Origin of the sequence: Mesorhizobium sp. B4-1-3 (assembly GCF_006439355.1) — a bacterium.
Lineage (GTDB): Bacteria > Pseudomonadota > Alphaproteobacteria > Rhizobiales > Rhizobiaceae > Mesorhizobium.
Genome location: NZ_VFTG01000001.1, coordinates 532,501 through 549,650 on the forward strand (window position 1 = coordinate 532,501; position 17,150 = coordinate 549,650).

Annotated in this window: 14 protein-coding genes (1 of these 14 running past the window's edge); 4 read left to right on the forward strand and 10 right to left on the reverse strand. The window is 64.6% G+C overall.

Annotated elements, in window-relative coordinates:
• Positions 1 to 771, forward strand: partial view of a M23 family metallopeptidase gene (locus FJW06_RS02575; protein ID WP_181178110.1) — the final stretch only. It extends 1,209 nt beyond the left edge of the window; the window shows 771 of its 1,980 coding nt (coding positions 1,210-1,980); its start codon lies beyond the left edge, outside the window; the stop codon is at positions 769 to 771.
• 17 nt (positions 772 to 788) lie between these two features.
• Here FJW06_RS02575 and FJW06_RS02580 read toward each other — a convergent pair whose 3' ends face one another.
• Entirely contained in the window at positions 789 to 2,342 is a 1,554-nt protein-coding gene (locus tag FJW06_RS02580) for an MFS transporter (RefSeq protein WP_140747443.1), read from the reverse strand.
• A 289-nt stretch (positions 2,343 to 2,631) separates the two neighbouring features.
• Between FJW06_RS02580 and FJW06_RS02585 the strand changes: the two genes are divergently transcribed.
• Positions 2,632 to 3,174 (forward strand): TMEM175 family protein, encoded by a 543-nt coding sequence (locus FJW06_RS02585; protein ID WP_246674503.1) that lies wholly within the window; start codon positions 2,632 to 2,634, stop codon positions 3,172 to 3,174.
• Here the strand turns inward: FJW06_RS02585 and FJW06_RS02590 are convergent.
• The 8 genes from FJW06_RS02590 to FJW06_RS02625 all read right to left on the reverse strand — a co-directional run bounded on the left by FJW06_RS02590 (position 3,148) and on the right by FJW06_RS02625 (position 15,082).
• Positions 3,148 to 4,692, reverse strand: coding sequence for a L,D-transpeptidase family protein (locus FJW06_RS02590; RefSeq protein ID WP_140747446.1), 1,545 nt, complete (start codon positions 4,690 to 4,692; stop codon positions 3,148 to 3,150). The two genes, FJW06_RS02585 and FJW06_RS02590, sit on opposite strands and share 27 nt — an antisense overlap.
• Positions 4,693 to 4,832: 140 nt before the next feature.
• On the reverse strand, positions 4,833 to 5,192 hold the full coding sequence (locus tag FJW06_RS02595) for an MmcQ/YjbR family DNA-binding protein (protein ID WP_140747449.1): 360 nt from the start codon (positions 5,190 to 5,192) through the stop codon (positions 4,833 to 4,835).
• Positions 5,193 to 5,308: 116 nt separating this feature from the next.
• Positions 5,309 to 7,915, reverse strand: coding sequence for an ATP-dependent chaperone ClpB (gene clpB, locus FJW06_RS02600; RefSeq protein WP_140747452.1), 2,607 nt, complete (start codon positions 7,913 to 7,915; stop codon positions 5,309 to 5,311).
• Positions 7,916 to 8,194: 279 nt separating this feature from the next.
• Positions 8,195 to 9,184: a DUF4167 domain-containing protein gene (locus tag FJW06_RS02605; protein ID WP_246674499.1), complete on the reverse strand. Its 990-nt coding sequence runs from the start codon at positions 9,182 to 9,184 to the stop codon at positions 8,195 to 8,197.
• Positions 9,185 to 9,515: 331 nt separating this feature from the next.
• Positions 9,516 to 10,394, reverse strand: a complete 879-nt coding sequence (gene prmC / locus FJW06_RS02610; RefSeq protein ID WP_140747458.1) for a peptide chain release factor N(5)-glutamine methyltransferase — start codon at positions 10,392 to 10,394, stop codon at positions 9,516 to 9,518.
• Positions 10,387 to 11,466 carry a peptide chain release factor 1 gene (prfA, locus tag FJW06_RS02615; protein WP_140747461.1) on the reverse strand — a complete coding sequence of 360 codons (1,080 nt, stop codon included), beginning with the start codon at positions 11,464 to 11,466 and terminating at the stop codon, positions 10,387 to 10,389. The genes prmC and prfA overlap by 8 nt, the downstream gene beginning before the upstream one ends.
• Before the next feature lie 9 nt (positions 11,467 to 11,475).
• Positions 11,476 to 13,746: a phosphoenolpyruvate--protein phosphotransferase gene (ptsP, locus tag FJW06_RS02620; protein ID WP_140747464.1), complete on the reverse strand. Its 2,271-nt coding sequence runs from the start codon at positions 13,744 to 13,746 to the stop codon at positions 11,476 to 11,478.
• 82 nt (positions 13,747 to 13,828) lie between these two features.
• Positions 13,829 to 15,082: an aspartate kinase gene (locus FJW06_RS02625; RefSeq protein ID WP_140747467.1), complete on the reverse strand. Its 1,254-nt coding sequence runs from the start codon at positions 15,080 to 15,082 to the stop codon at positions 13,829 to 13,831.
• 212 nt (positions 15,083 to 15,294) lie between these two features.
• On the opposite strand from FJW06_RS02625, the gene FJW06_RS02630 reads away from it, so the two are divergent.
• On the forward strand, positions 15,295 to 15,594 hold the full coding sequence (locus FJW06_RS02630) for an antibiotic biosynthesis monooxygenase (RefSeq protein ID WP_140747470.1): 300 nt from the start codon (positions 15,295 to 15,297) through the stop codon (positions 15,592 to 15,594).
• 25 nt (positions 15,595 to 15,619) lie between these two features.
• Here the strand turns inward: FJW06_RS02630 and FJW06_RS02635 are convergent, their stop codons facing one another.
• Positions 15,620 to 16,183 carry a putative glycolipid-binding domain-containing protein gene (locus FJW06_RS02635; RefSeq protein WP_140747473.1) on the reverse strand — a complete coding sequence of 188 codons (564 nt, stop codon included), beginning with the start codon at positions 16,181 to 16,183 and terminating at the stop codon, positions 15,620 to 15,622.
• 207 nt (positions 16,184 to 16,390) lie between these two features.
• Between FJW06_RS02635 and ubiG the strand changes: the two genes are divergently transcribed.
• Complete coding sequence (gene ubiG, locus FJW06_RS02640; protein ID WP_140747476.1) at positions 16,391 to 17,140, forward strand: bifunctional 2-polyprenyl-6-hydroxyphenol methylase/3-demethylubiquinol 3-O-methyltransferase UbiG; 750 nt, start codon at positions 16,391 to 16,393, stop codon at positions 17,138 to 17,140.
• Positions 17,141 to 17,150 lie beyond the last annotated feature (10 nt).

Sequence of the window (17,150 nt, forward strand, 5' to 3'; positions counted from 1 at the left end):
ATGACGCAGAAGCTGATCAAGCTTCTCGCCTCCGACGTCGATTTTCAGTCGCGCATTTCGCCGGCCGACCGCCTCGAGGTCCTGTTCTCGCAGCCCGACGGCGACGACCAGACCTCCGACAATTCCGACCTTCTCTATGTATCGGCGACCTTCGGCGGCCAGACGAAGAATTTCTACCGCTTCCAGATGCAGGACGGCAGCACCGACTATTTCGACGAAAACGGTTCGAGCGCCCAGCAGTTCCTGCTGCGCAATCCGCTGCCCGCCGGCAAGTTCCGCTCTGGCTTCGGCGCGCGGCGGCATCCGATTCTGGGCTACGTGCGCATGCATACCGGTGTCGACTGGGCGGCGCCCATCGGCACGCCGATCATCGCTGCGGGCAACGGCGTCGTCGAGAAGGTCGGCTGGGCCGGCGGCTACGGCAAGCAGATCATCATCCGCCACGCCAATGGCTACGAGACCTCCTACAATCACCAGAGCGCTTTCGCCAAGGGCATCGAGCCCGGGATGCGCGTGCGCCAGGGCCAGGTGATCGGCTATCTCGGCCAGACCGGTCTCGCCACCGGTCCGCATCTTCACTACGAGCTGATCGTCAACGGCACCAAGGTCGACCCGATGCGCGTGCGCCTGCCGGTGGGCAAGGTGCTGAAGGGCGACGATCTCGTTGCTTTCAAGCGCGAGCGCGAGCGAATCGACGATCTTCTGAAGCAGGAAGACGGCAACGCGCTGAAGGTTGCCAGCGCCAAGACGGATTCGCAGCTTCCGAATTAGTCGCGTGACTATTGAACCTATTCGCCCGAATCGTCGCCTTGTTGCCGCCAGGGCGACGCCTGCCCGGGAACGGTGAGCCAGGCAACGATCGATGACAACACGCAAAGCAATGTCGTGATAGCGGCGACCGCGGCAAAAGCCGAATCGTTTGCCCTAATCCGCAATGCATCGAGATTGGCCGCCAGCCCGGCCGCAGGAGGCTCGCCGAAACCGGGAATGCCGGCAGGGTTGCCGGTCACTCGCGCATAGACGAAAGCCGCCAGCGAGCCCATTGCCGCCACCGCGATCAGCCCGCCGACGCGCGAGACGGCATTGTTGATGCCTGACGCAGCCCCCGTATCCTGGTCTTCGACCGAGGTCATTACCGCCGTCGACAGCGGCGACACCACAAGCGCCATTCCAAGCCCCATCAAGGCCATCAGCGGAAAGGCCCCGGTCCAGAAACGATGGACGCCGGCATGAGAGAGCAAGGCGAGCCCGGCGAAGGCGATGGCGACGATGAAGCTGCCGGCGGCGATCGGCAGACGCGGACCGATCTTGTCGGACCACTGGCCGACCGCTCCCGATAGCAATGCGATCGATGCCGACAATGGCAGGAAGATGAATCCGACCTCGGCCGAGCTCAATCCCCAGCCTGCGATCAGGACCATCGGCAGGTAGAAGAGATTCGCCGACAGCGCGAAATAGAGGAAGAAGGTCGCCAGATTGGCGCCGGCGAAAGCGCCGATGCGAAACAGGCCGAGATCGATCATCGGCTCGCGCCGCCAGCGCTCGTAAAGGATGAAGACGAAAAGCAGGACGACGCCAGCGACGATCGCCGGCCCGGCCATCATCCCGCCGCCCTCGGCGTTCATCGCCGTCAATCCATAGGCCAACGATCCGAACGCCAGCGTCGCCAGCGCCGCACCCCCGAGATCGAGGCTGCGCTTTTCAGTCGGCTGGTCGGCCGGCACCTTGGCCAGAAGCAGATAGATCGAGATCAGTCCAAGCGGCAGGTTGATGGCGAAGATCGCGCGCCAGACCCCGTTCCCGAAAGTCGTCAAGACGAAGCCGCCCAGAACGGGACCGAGCGCCGTGGTCAGCGCCGACGCGGCGGCCCAGATGCCGATGGCCCGACCGCGCTCCTTCTTCGGATAGGCTTTGGCGATGATGGCGAGGCTGCCCGGCACCATGATCGCCGCGCCGATGCCCTGGATGGCGCGGAAAGCGATCAATATGGCCGGGTTGGGCGCCACCGCGCAGGCGAGTGAAGCCGCGATGAACAGCGCGATGCCGGTCACGAAGGCGCGCCGCAATCCAAACCGGTCGCCGGCGGCGCCCCCCGCCAGGATGAGCGCCGACAGCGTCAGCGCATAGGCGTTGGAAATCCACTGCGCCTCGGCCAGGCTGGCGCCGAGATCAACGCGCAATGCGGGCATCGCGATTGCCAGGATCGAGCCGTCGATAAAACCGAGCGCCGAGGCGAGGATCGCCGCCACCAGGACGAATTTCCGCCGCGTCTGAGGACAGAATGTACCGTTCGCCCGCGTGGGCGAATGCTTATCGGCAATGGTTTCGTTCGCGGATGACATGAGATCCCTGCTTATCCCCCTCGTGCGGGCGCAACAACAAGCCAGAGCATCGCTGTCCTTGAAACCAGACGACAGAGCATGATGCCGAAAGTACGAAGCGGTTTTCGGACTCTTTGACTCAGCACCGGATCGCGAGGTGGCTCAGTCCTGATGCAAACCGCCGGTGGCGTGCTAGGTTCCACCATCATGCGTGAGAGGGAAGCCATGAAGCGGCCGCTCGTCGGCGGAAGGGCGCGGACGCATCGTCGGCATAACCGACGGCGTCTTCGCCATAGCGCTGACCTTGATCGTGTTGGAGATCAGGGTGCCGTCGCGTGAGGCGGTGCACTCGGAAGGCGAACTGGTTGCCGCGATCCTGGCGCTGGCGCCACGGTTCCTGACCTATGCGCTGAGTTTCCTGACGCTCACCATCTTCTGGTTCGTCCAGCAGGCGCAGCATGGCCTGATCGCGAGATCGGACCGCAGGCTGGCGACGCTCAACCCGTGCTTTCTTGCCTTCATTCGCGCTGCTGCCATTCTCGACCGATCTGCTGGCCGATTTCCTGGAATTCAGGATCGCGGTGCTGGTCTACTGGCTGAACCTGCTGATGCTTGGCGCCGCGCTGTTTTCGAGCTGGTGGTATGCCGACAGGAACGGCATGATCGCCGAGGATGTCGACGCGGAGATGCGGCGCACCGTCTACAGCGCATCGTCAAGGCGCAGGTCCTGTGGGCGGTCGGCGCGGCGCTTTGCCTGATCACGCCGCTGCTCAGCATCGTCTTCATCCTGCTGGTGCAGCTTATCTACGCCGCCGCGCCGCGCAGCTCACTGCTGCGTAAACTCATCGGTTGAGGTCCCGCCAACCTCCGCGATTGTTGCTCCGCCGACGAACTCCACCGTGACGCCCGGCGACACAAGCTTGGCGAGCTCGCGTGCATCCCAGTTGGTCAGGCGCACGCAGCCATGGCTCTCGGTCTTGCCGATCTTGGAGGGGTCGGGCGTACCGTGGATGCCGTAGGTCGGCTTGTCGAGCGCGATCCAGACCGAGCCGACCGGACCGTTCGGTCCCGGCGGGACGGTGAGGATCTTGTCGTTCTGGCCCTGCTTGAAATTGATGTTCGGGTTGTAGGTGTAGTTCGGGTCGAGCGCGATGCGCGAAACAGCATGGATGCCGGTCGGCGACGGCGTGTCGGCCGAGCCGATGGTCGCCGGATAGGCCGCGACCAGCTTGCCGCCGCCATCATACGCATAGACTTCCTTCTTGGTCTTGTCGGCGACGATACGCGTTACCGGCGTCGAGACCAGCTTGCCGAAATTGGCGACCTTGATCATCGTGCCGGGGCGATTGAAGTCAACGCCCTTGTTGATCGACTTCAGATAGGTCTCGTCCATGTGGAAGCGCTCGGCCAGCGCCTCGGTGACCGAGGTGTAGCACATGCAGTTGAGCTTGGCCTTCTGGCTGTAGTCCTCGGGGATCGAGGCGACGTAAGGGCCGGCCACATCTTCCGGCGTAATCGTATAGCTGGCAAAGGGGTCGCCGCCCGACTGGGCAAGCGCCGCCTGGATGCCGACGGCATCGGTGGATTTCAGATTGGTGCCGTTTATTTCGTTGTAGGCGGCCAGCGCCTTGTCGACATTGGAGCCGAAGCGCCCGTCGATCACGCCCGGCGAAGCGCCGCCGCGATCGAGCAGCACCTGCAGCGCGGCGACGTCCTGGCGCACCCCGAGCGACAGTGACGGATCGACCGCGGCCTTGCCGCCCGTGTTGGGCGGCAGCGACGGCTGGGCGTCCGGGTTTGTCTGCAGCACCTCGCCCTGGCCCGGCTGCTCCGGATCGATCGACGCCTCGTTCAGCGGCTGGCGCTTGATGGTGTTGGACTTCGGCGCGTCCGGATAGGTGGTGGCGTAGCCTTCATCATTGTTGGGCGCCGGCGGATAGGCATCGACGGAATTGTCGCCGTTGGAATCGTATTCATCGACCGGCGGCGGGATGACGCGGCCGTTCTCCTCCAATTGCCGGCGGCGGAAGCGGGCCATGTCCTCGGGATTGTCGAGATAATAGCGGTCGTCGTCCTCGGCCGGCGCGCGGCCGAGTTCCTGCATGCGCATCTGCCGGTGCAGCGCGCGGCGGTCGAGCCTGCTCCCCGGCGGCTGGATGGCGATCACCTTGCCGGTGTCGGCATCGACCAGCACGCGGTTGCCCCTGGCATCGTAGTAGATGTCGATATTGCCTTCCTGCGCCAGCATCAGCGCGCCGCGCTGGGCGGGCCTCGTCGCCTGCACCGTTCCATCCACACTCGGCATGGCGAACGCACTGGAGGACACCAGCCCGGCCGCAAGTGCCGAAAGGGAAAAGATCAAGCGCAGCATGGGGGTCCAACTCTCCGGTCGACGAGGCTCCTGGCGGGCGAATCTTCGCCAGCAAACCAGTCACGCAAATTAAGGTTCCAATATGAACCGGGCATGAAGATGGCGGTTTTCCGGCGTTTCACAATGATACCGAACGAATGTCAGCGCAGCCCCAGTTCCCCGCGTACCAGTTTCGTCAGCTTCAGCACCACCAGGCGATGGCTCTCACGCAGATAGTCCCTGAGTGCCGCATCATTCATGCTTTGGCTTGTCTGACGCTGGATCCATTTCATGCCTCGCGAGGCGAGATAAGGCGCCGGCCGGCAGCCTGGCTGATCCTTCAGCACATCATAAGCCATCTCGGAACATTTGAAGGTGACGAACAGCCCGCAGCCCTCGTTCCAGCCGCCGATGGCGAACACCTTGCCGCCGACCTTCCAGACATGGGCGCCGCCCCACTGAACGACATGAGTCGTGGCGGGCAGCGATGCGCAGAAGCCGTTGTAATCGTCGAGCGTCATCGAGTCCTTCCAGCCATTCGAATCGGCAGCCGATTATGCGCAATCACCGGGAATAACAAAGCGCGCCGCACCAGTCCGGTGCGACGCGCTTCGCGTTCATTGAACGCTCGACCCGATCAGGCGGCGGCTTCCGTCGCCACCACGGTCGGCTTCGAGCGGAAGTTCAACCGGTCGGAGCCCGCGGTGACCTTGACCGTCGAACCGTCCAGGATGTCGCCGAGCAGTATCTTCTCCGCCAGCGGGTCCTGCAGCTCCTTCTGCATCACCCGCTTCAGCGGCCTGGCGCCATAGGCCGGATCGTAGCCCTTCGACGCCAGCCAATCGATCGCGTCATGATCCAGCAACAGCGTGATCTTGCGATCGGTAAGCAGGTTCTCCAGCCGCTTGAGCTGGATCTCGACGATGCGGTCCATGTCCTGCCGGCGCAGCCGGTGGAACAGGATCACCTCGTCGACGCGGTTGAGGAACTCCGGCCGGAACGAGGCCTTCACCACGCTCATCACCTCGTCGCGCACGGCATCGACATCCTGGTCGTCGCTGAGATTGACCAGATATTCGGCGCCGAGATTCGATGTCATGATGATCAGCGTGTTGCGGAAGTCGACCGTGCGGCCCTGGCCATCGGTCAACCGGCCGTCGTCGAGCACCTGCAGGAGCACGTTGAACACATCCGGATGCGCCTTCTCGATCTCGTCGAACAGCACGACCTGATAGGGACGACGCCGCACCGCTTCGGTCAGCGCGCCGCCTTCCTCATAACCGACATAGCCGGGGGGCGCGCCGATCAGCCGGGCCACGGAGTGCTTCTCCATGAACTCCGACATGTCGATGCGCACCAGCGCGGTCTCGTCGTCGAACAGGAAGCTGGCCAGCGCCTTGGTGAGCTCGGTCTTGCCGACGCCGGTCGGACCAAGGAACATGAACGAGCCGATCGGCCGGTTCGGATCCTGCAATCCGGCGCGGGCGCGCCGCACGGCCTTGGACACCGCCTGCACGGCTTCGCCCTGGCCGACGACCCGCTTGCCGATCTCGTCTTCCATGCGCAAGAGCTTCTCGCGCTGCCCTTCCAGCATCTTGTCGACCGGAATGCCGGTCCAGCGCGACACGACATGCGCGACATGGTCGGGTGTGACCACCTCTTCCACCATGCCGGTCTTGCCGTCCTGCGCTTCCGCTTCCTTGAGCTTCTTCTCCAGCTCCGGGATCTTGCCATAGGCAAGCTCGCCGGCGCGCTGGAACTCGCCCTTGCGCTGCGCGATCGCCAGCTCGTTGCGCGACTCGTCGAGCTGCTTCTTCAGGTCGGCGGCAAGGCCGAGCTTCTGCTTTTCGGCCTGCCACTTCGTGGTCAGCTCGCTCGATTCCTCCTCGAGGTCGGCAAGCTCCTTCTCCAGCCGAGCAAGCCGATCCTTCGAAGCCTCGTCCTTCTCGACCTTCAGCGCCTCGCGCTCGATCTTGAGCTGCATGATGCGGCGGTCGATCTCGTCCAGCGCCTCTGGCTTGGAATCGACCTGCATGCGCAGCCTGGAGGCCGCCTCGTCGACAAGGTCGATCGCCTTGTCCGGCAGGAAGCGGTCGGCGATGTAGCGGTTGGAAAGCGTCGCCGCCGACACCAGCGCGGAATCGGAGATGCGCACCTTGTGGTGCTGCTCGTATTTCTCCTTCAGGCCGCGCAGGATCGAGACCGTATCCTCCACCGTCGGCTCATCGACGAAAACGGGCTGGAAACGGCGGGCAAGCGCCGGGTCCTTCTCGACATGCTTGCGGTATTCGTCGAGCGTGGTCGCGCCGACGCAGTGCAATTCGCCGCGCGCCAGCGCTGGCTTCAACAGGTTCGACGCGTCCATCGCGCCGTCGGCCTTGCCGGCGCCGACCAGCGTGTGCATCTCGTCGATGAACAGGATGATGTTGCCGTTGGCCGAGGTGACCTCGTTGAGCACGGCCTTCAGCCGCTCCTCGAACTCGCCGCGATATTTGGCGCCGGCAATCAGCGCGCCCATGTCGAGCGCCATCAACTGCTTGTCCTTCAGCGATTCCGGCACGTCGCCATTGACGATGCGCAGCGCCAGGCCTTCGGCGATCGCCGTCTTGCCGACGCCGGGCTCGCCGATCAGCACGGGATTGTTCTTGGTGCGCCGCGACAGCACCTGGATGGTGCGGCGGATCTCGTCGTCGCGGCCGATGACCGGGTCGAGTTTGCCGGCGCGGGCGTCGGCGGTGAGGTCGCGCGCGTATTTCTTCAACGCGTCATAGCCTTGCTCGGCCCCGGCCGAGTCGGCGGTGCGGCCCTTGCGGATATCGTTGATGGCCTGGTTGAGCGCCTGCGCGGTGACGCCTGCCTTGGACAGGATGTCGGCGGTCTTGGCCGACTTCTCCATGACAAGCGCCTGCAGCAGCCGTTCGACGGTGACGAAGCTGTCGCCGGCCTTCTTGGCCAGGTCCTCGGCGGTGGAAAACACCTTGGCGAGAGGCTGGGCAAGATAGAGCTGGCCATTGCCGCCTTCGACCTTGGGCATGGCTTCGAGCGCGGCCTCGACGCCGAGCTTGACGTCGCGGACGCTGCCGCCGGCGCGCTCGATCAGGGACGCGGCAAGGCCCTCGTCGTCATCGACGAGGACCTTCAGCATATGTTCAGGGGTAAATTGCTGGTGGTTGCGCGAGAGCGCCATGGTCTGCGCGGACCGGATGAAGCCGCGCACGCGCTCGGAGTATTTCTCGATATTCATATGCGTCTCCTTCCATCACCGGCCCGCTTTGCGGCACCGGATCAGATTGCGGTGACGGACCCGCTCATAGAGCCGAGCCCTGTTCAGCCGAGATATGGTGTATGGGGTACGGTCCCTCAAGACGCCTTGATGTCGATCAAAGCAGAATATTCCACTGCATGTCGCCCCGGAAGTGCAAAGCGGTTTGAGGGCGAGCGACATGCATCGAGCAAGCAGCGCACGAACGAAAACGGCGGAGATTGCTCTCCGCCGTCTGCAATGCCTGGATTGGCGTCCGGATCAGTTGTTCGCGTCGGCGGACACAGGCTCGCCAGGAGCTTCGCTGGCAACGGGCGCCGGCTCGTCGGCAACCGGCTCGTTCGCCCGGTCCGCTTTCTCGGCCGGCTTGGCGCTGGCGTGGTCGCCATTGCTCGCCGCGTTGCGCGTTTCGCCCGAATTTTCAGCGCTGGCAGCTTCCGGGCTCAAGCTCTCCGGCTGGTCGCCCTGCTCGCCATTGCCGGCCTGCTCGGCATAATTGCCACGCGGGCGCCGCGGACGCCGCGGACGCCGACCGCCGCCGGCATTGTCCATGGCGGCTTCGTTGAGCTCGGCCTGAGCAGCGAGCGCGGCCGGCGAGAAACTGTCGAACTGCGGCGCCTGCTCACCCTGGGAGCCGGCCTCGTCGGTCGCCTCGTTGCGGCGATTCTGATCGAACTGCTGGCCGCCCTGCTCGCCGCGCTGGCCATTTTCGCCACGTTGACCGTTCTGGCCATAGCCGCCATTGCGGCGGTCGCGATGCCGGTCGCGGCTGTTGTTGTCGCGCTGCCCCCCGTCACGCTGACCACCGTCGCGGCGACTGTTGTTGTCGCGTCCATTTTCCTGGTTGTAGGCGAGTTCCGCTGGCGTGCCTTCGATGACCGGCTGCGGCCCGGAGCCGTGCGCCGGCGCCCCGGCGCCATTGCCGGCATTGTCGAACTCGTCGCGGTCCTCATCGAGATCGTCATCGAACTCTTCGCGGTTCTGCGGAACGTTCTGGATCGGCATCTGCGCCTGTGCGGCGGCAATGATGCGATTGTAGTGTTCGGCGTGCTGGAGATAGTTCTCGGCCATCACCCTGTCGCCGGAGCTTTGCGCGTCACGGGCGAGTGCGGCGTATTTTTCGGCGATCTGTTGAGCCGATCCGCGGATCTTCACGTCCGGGCCGTTGCTCTCGTAAGTGCGGGTCAGGGGATTCGGCCCCTTGCGGTTGTTGTTGTTGCCACCGCCGCCATTGTTGTTGCGACCGCGCATGCGCCTGTTCTGCTGTTGTGGCCTCATTAGACTCTCTTCATAGTGAATTTTCGAAAAACTCTTCACGAACGGAGGCGCTCATGCAGCCAGCCGTTTCGTTTCTTCACCGGCGTTCGCCCGCATCAATTGCGTTGGCGCCACGTGCCATCCTGTTCCGGTTACATCACTTGCCGGATGATTCCCGCACGAAGCTTGGGCGTCGTTTGCGCAAGAAGGCAGCTATTTCCAAGGAAAACCGAATCGCTGGGAGCACTGCCTGCTTCGTCTCATCCGGTTGAGCCGGACCCTAACCGCATTCCCCTGTATTGCCAAGCGGTTTTTTCGCGCTGCATCAGGGCTTTCGCCGCTCGAACACCAGAACTCTGTCGTTGCCGCCGAGGTCCCGGTAGGCTGCGGCCAGCCCATAGCCGACTGCCGCGAATATCTCGGTGACCTCGTTTTTCTGCGTGTGGCCGATCTCGACCGCTACCTTGCCTTGCGCTTCCAGAAATCCTGCCGCCTCGGCGGCGATGACCCTATAGGGTTCCAAACCATCCGCGCCTCCGTCCAGGGCCCGGCGCGGGTCGAAATCGCGGACCTCGTCCTGCAGATTTCCGATCTCTCCCCTCGGTATATAGGGAGGGTTCGAGGCAATTACATGGTAGCGGCCCGAAACTTTTTCGAACCAGTTGGAATTCAAGGCCTTGAAGCGCTCGCCGAGCCCCAGATTCCGGGCATTTGCGGTTGCGGTCGCCAATGCGCCGGGCGAAATGTCGACGCCCGTCGCGGTCGCCGCCGGAACGGCGCCAAGCAGGGCCAGCGCGATGGCGCCGGTGCCCGTGCCAAGATCGAGAATGCGGCATTCGCCAAGCCTTTCGGCCGTCGCCCGGGCGAAGGGCAGGACGGCGTCGACCAGCGTCTCGGTGTCCGGCCGGGGTTCCAGCGTCTCCGGCGATAGCGACAGGCGCAAACCGTAGAATTCGCGGTAGCCGAGGATGCGGTGCACCGGCTCGCCTGCGACGCGACGCCTCAGGGCCGCTTCAACGGCCGAAAGCGCCTTCGGACCCACCTCGTGCCCCGGCTCGGCGATCGCCTGGGTGCGGGTCGTGCCGGAGAAATGTTCGACGATCAGCCGGGAATCGAGCGCCGGATCGTCGATACCGGCGGCGGCCAGACGCTGGCGCGCCGCCCTGAGCAGAGGCCCGAGCGCGGCGGGCAGTCGATCAGCCATCGAGGCTCATATCGGCTAACAGCTTCGACTGATGGTCGGCAATCAGCGCATCGATCACCTCGTCCAGCTCGCCCATCATCACCCGGTCGAGCTTGTAGAGCGTGAGGTTGATGCGGTGGTCGGTAACGCGCCCCTGCGGGAAATTATAGGTGCGGATGCGTTCCGACCGGTCGCCCGAGCCCACCTGCGATTTTCGCGACGACGAGCGTTCTTCGTCGGCCCGGCTGCGCTCCAGGTCATAGAGCCGAGCCCTCAGGATCTGCATGGCGCGCGCCCGGTTCTGGTGCTGCGACTTCTCCGCCTGCACCACCATGATGCCGGTCGGCAAATGGGTGATGCGCACCGCCGAATCGGTAGTGTTGACGTGCTGGCCGCCGGAGCCCGAGGCGCGCATCGTATCGATGCGGATATCCTCCGCCCGGATTTCGATATCGACCTCTTCCGCCTCGGGCAGCACGGCCACCGTCGCGGCCGAGGTGTGGATGCGCCCGCCGGCTTCGGTCTCCGGCACGCGCTGGACGCGGTGCACGCCGGATTCGAACTTCAGATGCGCGAACACGCCCTTGCCCGACACCGAGGCGATGATTTCCTTGTAGCCGCCGACCTCGCCATCGCTGGCCGACACAACCTCGAAGCGCCAGCCGCGCGAGGCGGCATAGCGCTCATACATGCGAAACAGGTCGCCGGCGAACAGGGCCGCCTCGTCGCCGCCGGTGCCGGCGCGGATTTCAAGGATGGCGTTCCTCTCGTCGGCCGCGTCCTTGGGCAGAAGCAGGATCTGGATGTCCTTCTGCAGCGCCTCGATGCGGCCCTCGACCTCCGGCAGGTCCGCCTCGGCCAGCGCCCGCATGTCGGCGTCGGTCGCCTTGTCGGCCAGCATCGCCTCGAGGTCCGCCTGCTCCTGCTCGGCGGCGCGCAACGCTCGGATCTTGCCCACCATCTCCTGGATGTCGGCATATTCCGACGCCATCTTGACATATTGATCGGCGGCGGGCCCGGCCGCCATCTGCGCTTCGAGCATATCGAAACGCTTGACGACTTGATCCATACGGTCGCGGGGCAAGTTGATCATAACAGAGGGCTATAGCGGAATCGAGCGGTCGTCGGCAAAGGCCTGAAGCAAGGCCCGCATCGGCGTCGCTTGGGCCGGCGCCATCAGATTGTCCCTGAAGAAGTCTTCCAGCTCCTGCAGCGGCAGTTCGGTCAGCATCGCCTTGACTGGGCCGATCGAGGCCGGCGACATCGAGATCGAGCGGAAGCCCAGGCCGATCAGCGCCATCGCCGAGATCGGCTTGCCGGCAAGCTCACCGCAGAGCGTCACCGGCGTGTTGTTGCGCAGGCCGGCATCGGCGATCGTCTTCAGCACCCGTAGGAACGGCGTCGACAGAGTGTCGAAGCGGTCGGCGAGTTGGGTGTTGCCGCGATCGACGGCCATGACGAACTGGAAGAGGTCGTTGGAGCCGACCGAGACGAAGTCCACCGCCTTCATCAATTCGTCGAGCTGGAACAGGAGCGAGGGCACTTCCAGCATCGCGCCGAGCTTGAGGCTGGTGGGCAGATGATGCGCAAAGCGCGACAGATGCCGGACCTCACGGTCGATGATCTCCCGCGCCTGCGCGATTTCCGACAGCTCGGTCACCATCGGCAGCATCAGCTTCAGTTCACGGCCGCCGCAGGCCTTCAACAGCGCCCGGATCTGCGTTCTGAGCAGGCCTGGGCGATCGAGCGTCAGCCGGATCGCCCGCCAGCCGAGCGCCGGATTCTCCTCCTGCACCGCGCCCTTGAAATAAGGCAGCACCTTGTCGCCGCCAATGTCGATCGTGCGGAAGGTAACCGGCTTGCCGCGCGCGGCGTCGAGCACGTCGCGGTAAAGCCGCTCCTGCGCCTCGGCGCGCGGGAAGGTCGAGGCGACCATGAACTGCAATTCAGTGCGGAAGAGCCCAATGCCGGCGGCGCCCGATTCGGTCAGCTGCGGCAGGTCGACGGCAAGACCCGCATTCATCAGGAGATCGACCGGAACGCCGTCCTTGGTCAGCGACGGCTTCTTGCGCAGCTCGCGATAGACTTCCTGCCGCCGCGCCCGGAAGCGGACTTTTTCGGCGTAGGCGGCTTCCAGGTCGGATTGTGGCCTGAGATGGATGGTGCCTTCCTCGCCGTCGACGATGATTGCGTCGCCGTTTTCCGCCATGGAAACGGCGCCCTTCATCTGTCCGGCGACAGGAATACCCATGGCGCGCGCGACGATGACGACATGGCTGGTGGCGGCGCCGTCCTCCAGCACCAGCCCGCGCAGCTTGTCGCGCGGATAGTCGAGCAGTTCGGCCGCCCCCATCGAACGGGCGACGATGATGGCGTCCTTGGGCAGCGAGGCCGCGACGTCATCCGGCCCGCGCCCCATCAACTGGCGCAGGAGCCGGTTGGCGAGGTCGTCGAAATCGCTCATCCGCTCGCGCAGATAGGGGTCGGTCATGTGCAGCATGCGTGCGCGCATGTCGCTCTGCACCTTCTCGACCGCCGCTTCCGCCGTCAGGCCGTTACGGATCGCCTCTTCCAGCCGGCGCACCCAACCGCTGTCATTGGCGAACATGCGATAGGCCTCGAGCACCTCGCGGTGCTCGCCCTCGAAGGCGACCTCGCGCCGCTCCAGCATGTCGTCGATGGAGAGCCGGAGCGAACCGAGCGAGGATTGCAGCCGGCGCACCTCCTCCTCGCTGTCCTCGTTGAACAGGTTGGTGACGACGATGCGCGGCTCGTGCAGCACGACGTGGCCGAGCCCGACACCCTCGTTGAAGGAAAGCCCGGTGAAGCTTGCCGGCCGGCTGAGGTCGAGCTCCAGTCCGGGCCGGGTGAGGCGCGCGAGATCGCCGGTGGCGATCATCTCGGCGATCACCATCGCCGTGGTTTCCAGCGCCTCGACTTCGTCGTCGCGGTAGTGGCGCATGGTCTTGTTCTGCACCACCAGCACGCCCAGCGTGCGCCCTGCCCTCAGCACCGGCACGCCGAGGAAGGAATTGTAGATCTCTTCGCCCGTCTCCGGCAGGTAGGCGAAGGCCGGATGCTCCTGCGCGTTGGAGAGGTTCAGCGGCCGCGCGCTGGCGGCGATCGTGCCGACCAGGCCCTGTCCGAGCCTGAGCTGCGCCAGGTGGACGGCGTTGGGGTTCAGACCCTCGGTGGCGTAGAGCTCGAGCACCGAGTCCGCGCGCAGCACGTATAGCGAGCAGACTTCGGCGACCATGTTGGAGGCGATGTCGCGCACGATGCGGTCGAGCCGCTCCTGCGGCTCCAGCGGCTCCTGCATGAGCTCGCGAAGCCGTTTGAGCAGAACGCGCGGGCCACTGGCCGTATCACGCATCGCGGCTTGTTCTCCAATGGGCATTCGCCCGCCGCAGTTTCTCCCGCGGCCGGCGTTCACGCAACAACTGACTCAGTTCTTGCTACTGCTTATCCAGACCGTAGACGGAATGCAAAGTGCGAACCGCCAGTTCCGTATAGGGACCGTCGATCAGTATCGAGATTTTGATCTCGGACGTGGTGATGGCGCGGATATTGATCGCCTTGTCGGCCAGCGCCTTGAAGGCGGTGGCGGCGACGCCCGCGTGGCTCCTCATGCCGATGCCGATGACCGAAACCTTCGACATGCCGGCTTCCGACTGCACGACATCATAGCCGACTTCCGGCTTCAGCTTCTCCAGCACCGCAAGCGCCTTGTCGACGTCGACGGACGGCACGGTGAAGGTCATGTCGGTGAACTTGCCGTCCTCGGAGATATTCTGGACGATCATGTCGACATTGATGTTGGCCTCGGCCAGAGGACCGAAGATGCCGGCGGCGACGCCTGGGCGGTCGCCGACGCGGCGCAGCGAAATCTGCGCTTCGTCCTTGGCGTAGGCAATTCCGGTGACGACCTGCTGTTCCACGATCTCTTCCTCGTCGCAAATAAGCGTTCCGGGCGGATTGAGCAAATCCCCCATTCCGGGCGCATCGGGATCGTCGAAGGACGACCGCACGAAGGTACGCACCCTGTGTACCATGGCAAGCTCGACCGAGCGCACCTGCAGCACCTTGGCGCCGAGCGAGGCCATTTCGAGCATTTCCTCGAAGGAAATCTTGGCGAGACGCCGGGCTTTCGGTTCGATGCGGGGATCGGTTGTGTAGACGCCGTCGACATCGGTGTAGATGTCGCAGCGGTCGGCCTTGACCGCCGCGGCGATTGCCACGGCGCTGGTGTCGGAGCCGCCGCGGCCGAGCGTCGAGATGCGGTTGTCCGGCCCGATGCCCTGGAAACCCGCGATCACCGCCACCTGGCCCTCGCCGAAACGCTTGATCAGAAAGGCGCCGTCGATGTCGAGGATGCGCGCCGCGCCATGCGCGTTGTCGGTCTTGATTGGGATCTGCCAGCCCTGCCACGACCGTGCATGGACGCCCATATTCTGCAGCGTGATCGCCAGGAGACCGGCCGTGACCTGCTCGCCCGAAGCGACAACGGCGTCGTATTCGCGCGCATCGTGCATGGGCGAGGCCTCGCGCGTCCACGCGACCAACTCGTTGGTCTTGCCGGCCATGGCCGATACCACCACGGCCACGTCGTGACCGGTATCGACCTCGCGTTTGACATGATGCGCCACATTGCGGATGCGGGCGATGTCGGCGACCGAGGTTCCGCCGAATTTCATCACGATACGCGCCATGGAAGCGAAATGCCTTTGACTGAAGCCGGCTCAAGGCCGGAACGAGAGGAAACGCCAAGGTAGGCCTGGCGCCGGAATGCGCGGCCTCCTTAGCCAAAACAGCAAGGCTTCGCAAGCGAGCGCCGTTACATGCGGCTCGGCACGTCTATCCTGACGGAATCCTGTCGCCGTCCATGCCATAAGACCGCCGAAACGGCCCGTTTGAGATTCTGATGACCGAGACCCTGGAAATCGTCACCTTCCGCCTCAAGCCCGGCACCGAAGCCGGCTTTGTCGCCAACGACAAGATCATGACCGACTGGCTCGCCCGGCAGCCGGGCTTTCTCAGCCGACATCTCGGCAGGCGCGAGGATGGAAGCTGGGTAGACGTCGTGCGCTGGCAGAGCCTGGAGCAGGCCCAGGCGGCGGCCGACCGCATCATGGCCGAGATCGGCGAAAGCGACGCGCTGCAGGCAATCGAGCCGGCCAGCATCGCCATGAGCCATGCCGAGGTTGCGCTCTCTATGCCCTAACTCGACGCTCGACGCCCGGCGCGGCTCAATTCAGCACAATGGCTTTCCAAAGACCCGGATAGTTGACGACGAAGCCTGACGGCGAGACGTCCAGCACCTGGTCGTATCTGAATTTCGGCGCGGCATAGGCGTAGCGGCCGTCGTCGAGGTGACGGTAGGTCTGGTCCAGACGTTCAAGCCGCAGCTCCGGAAAGGCCAGATAAGCCGCCGGGGCAGGCGTCGCGGCACCGACGGCGAGATCGAAGCGGCGGATCGCCACAAGGTTCGTCGCCGGCGTGAAGCCGAGATCGACATCGACGAGGCCCGCGACTTCGGCCTGGCCCAGGCCGTTCAGCACCCATTGGCCATCGGCGAGCCGCTCGATCTCGTAACACAGCTCCTGCGTGCCGACAAAGCCATCGACGCGCGCCGAGCGCGTGCTCCAGCCGGCATCGCAATCCACCACATAGGCAAGGCTGCAGGGTTTGCCGTCATGGGCAAAGAGTGCATGACCCTTGAGGCGCCAACCCCGGTCGGTCACGCAGAGCAGGCAAGCATCGCGGCCTTCGAGGTCGAGACGGCGCCAGAGGATCGACGAATGGGATTGCATGATTGGGCCTCCTGGTCATCATGCCTTCCATTCGTCCGACATGGCGATCGCGTTTCCGTGGCGGCCAGATCAAGCTGCCATGTGCTGACATCGGGCGACGGCCGGCGGGGGATGCTTGCCGGCAACGCGTGTGGCAGCAGCCGAAAAACCCTGCCTTGACTTTTGGCGCCAAGGACCCGACTTCCTAACGTCCGAGGAGACCCGCTTATGCCAGAACCCCGCCGATCGACCATCGATGCCGGAGAAGTCGAGCGCTTCTCCGCCCTTGCCGCCGAATGGTGGAACCCGAACGGCAAGTTCCGTCCGCTGCACAAGTTCAACCCGGTGCGGCTTGCCTATATTCGCGACCAGGTGGCGGCGCGTTTCGGCCGCGATCCGCGCGCGGCCCGGCCTTTCGAGGGCCTGCGCTTCCTGGATATCGGTTGCGGCGGCGGCTTGCTGTGCGAACCGATGGCCAGGCTTGGCGCCGATGTCGTCGGCGCCGACGCTTCCTCGACCAATATCGAGGTGGCCAAGCTGCACGCGGCGGAGGCCGGCGTCAGCGTCGACTATCGCGCCACCACGGCCGAGGCGCTGGCCGACGCCGGCGAGACCTTCGACGTCATCCTCAACATGGAAGTGGTCGAGCATGTCGCCGATGTCGACCTGTTCGTTGCCAAATGCGGCCAGATGGTGCGCCCCGGCGGCATCATGTTCATCGCCACCATCAACCGCACGCTGAAAGCGCTCGGCCTCGCCATCATCGGCGCCGAATATGTTCTGCGCTGGCTGCCGCGCGGCACGCATCAATTCGGCAAGCTGGTGCGGCCGGAGGAATTGGCAAAGGCGCTGGGCGCCGCAGGCCTCACGGTGATCGACCGCACCGGCGTCATCTATCATCCGCTGGCTGACCGCTGGCAGAAGTCGAGGGACATGGACGTCAACTACATGGTGCTGGCCGAGAAGGCCTCGGTCTGATCAATAGGTC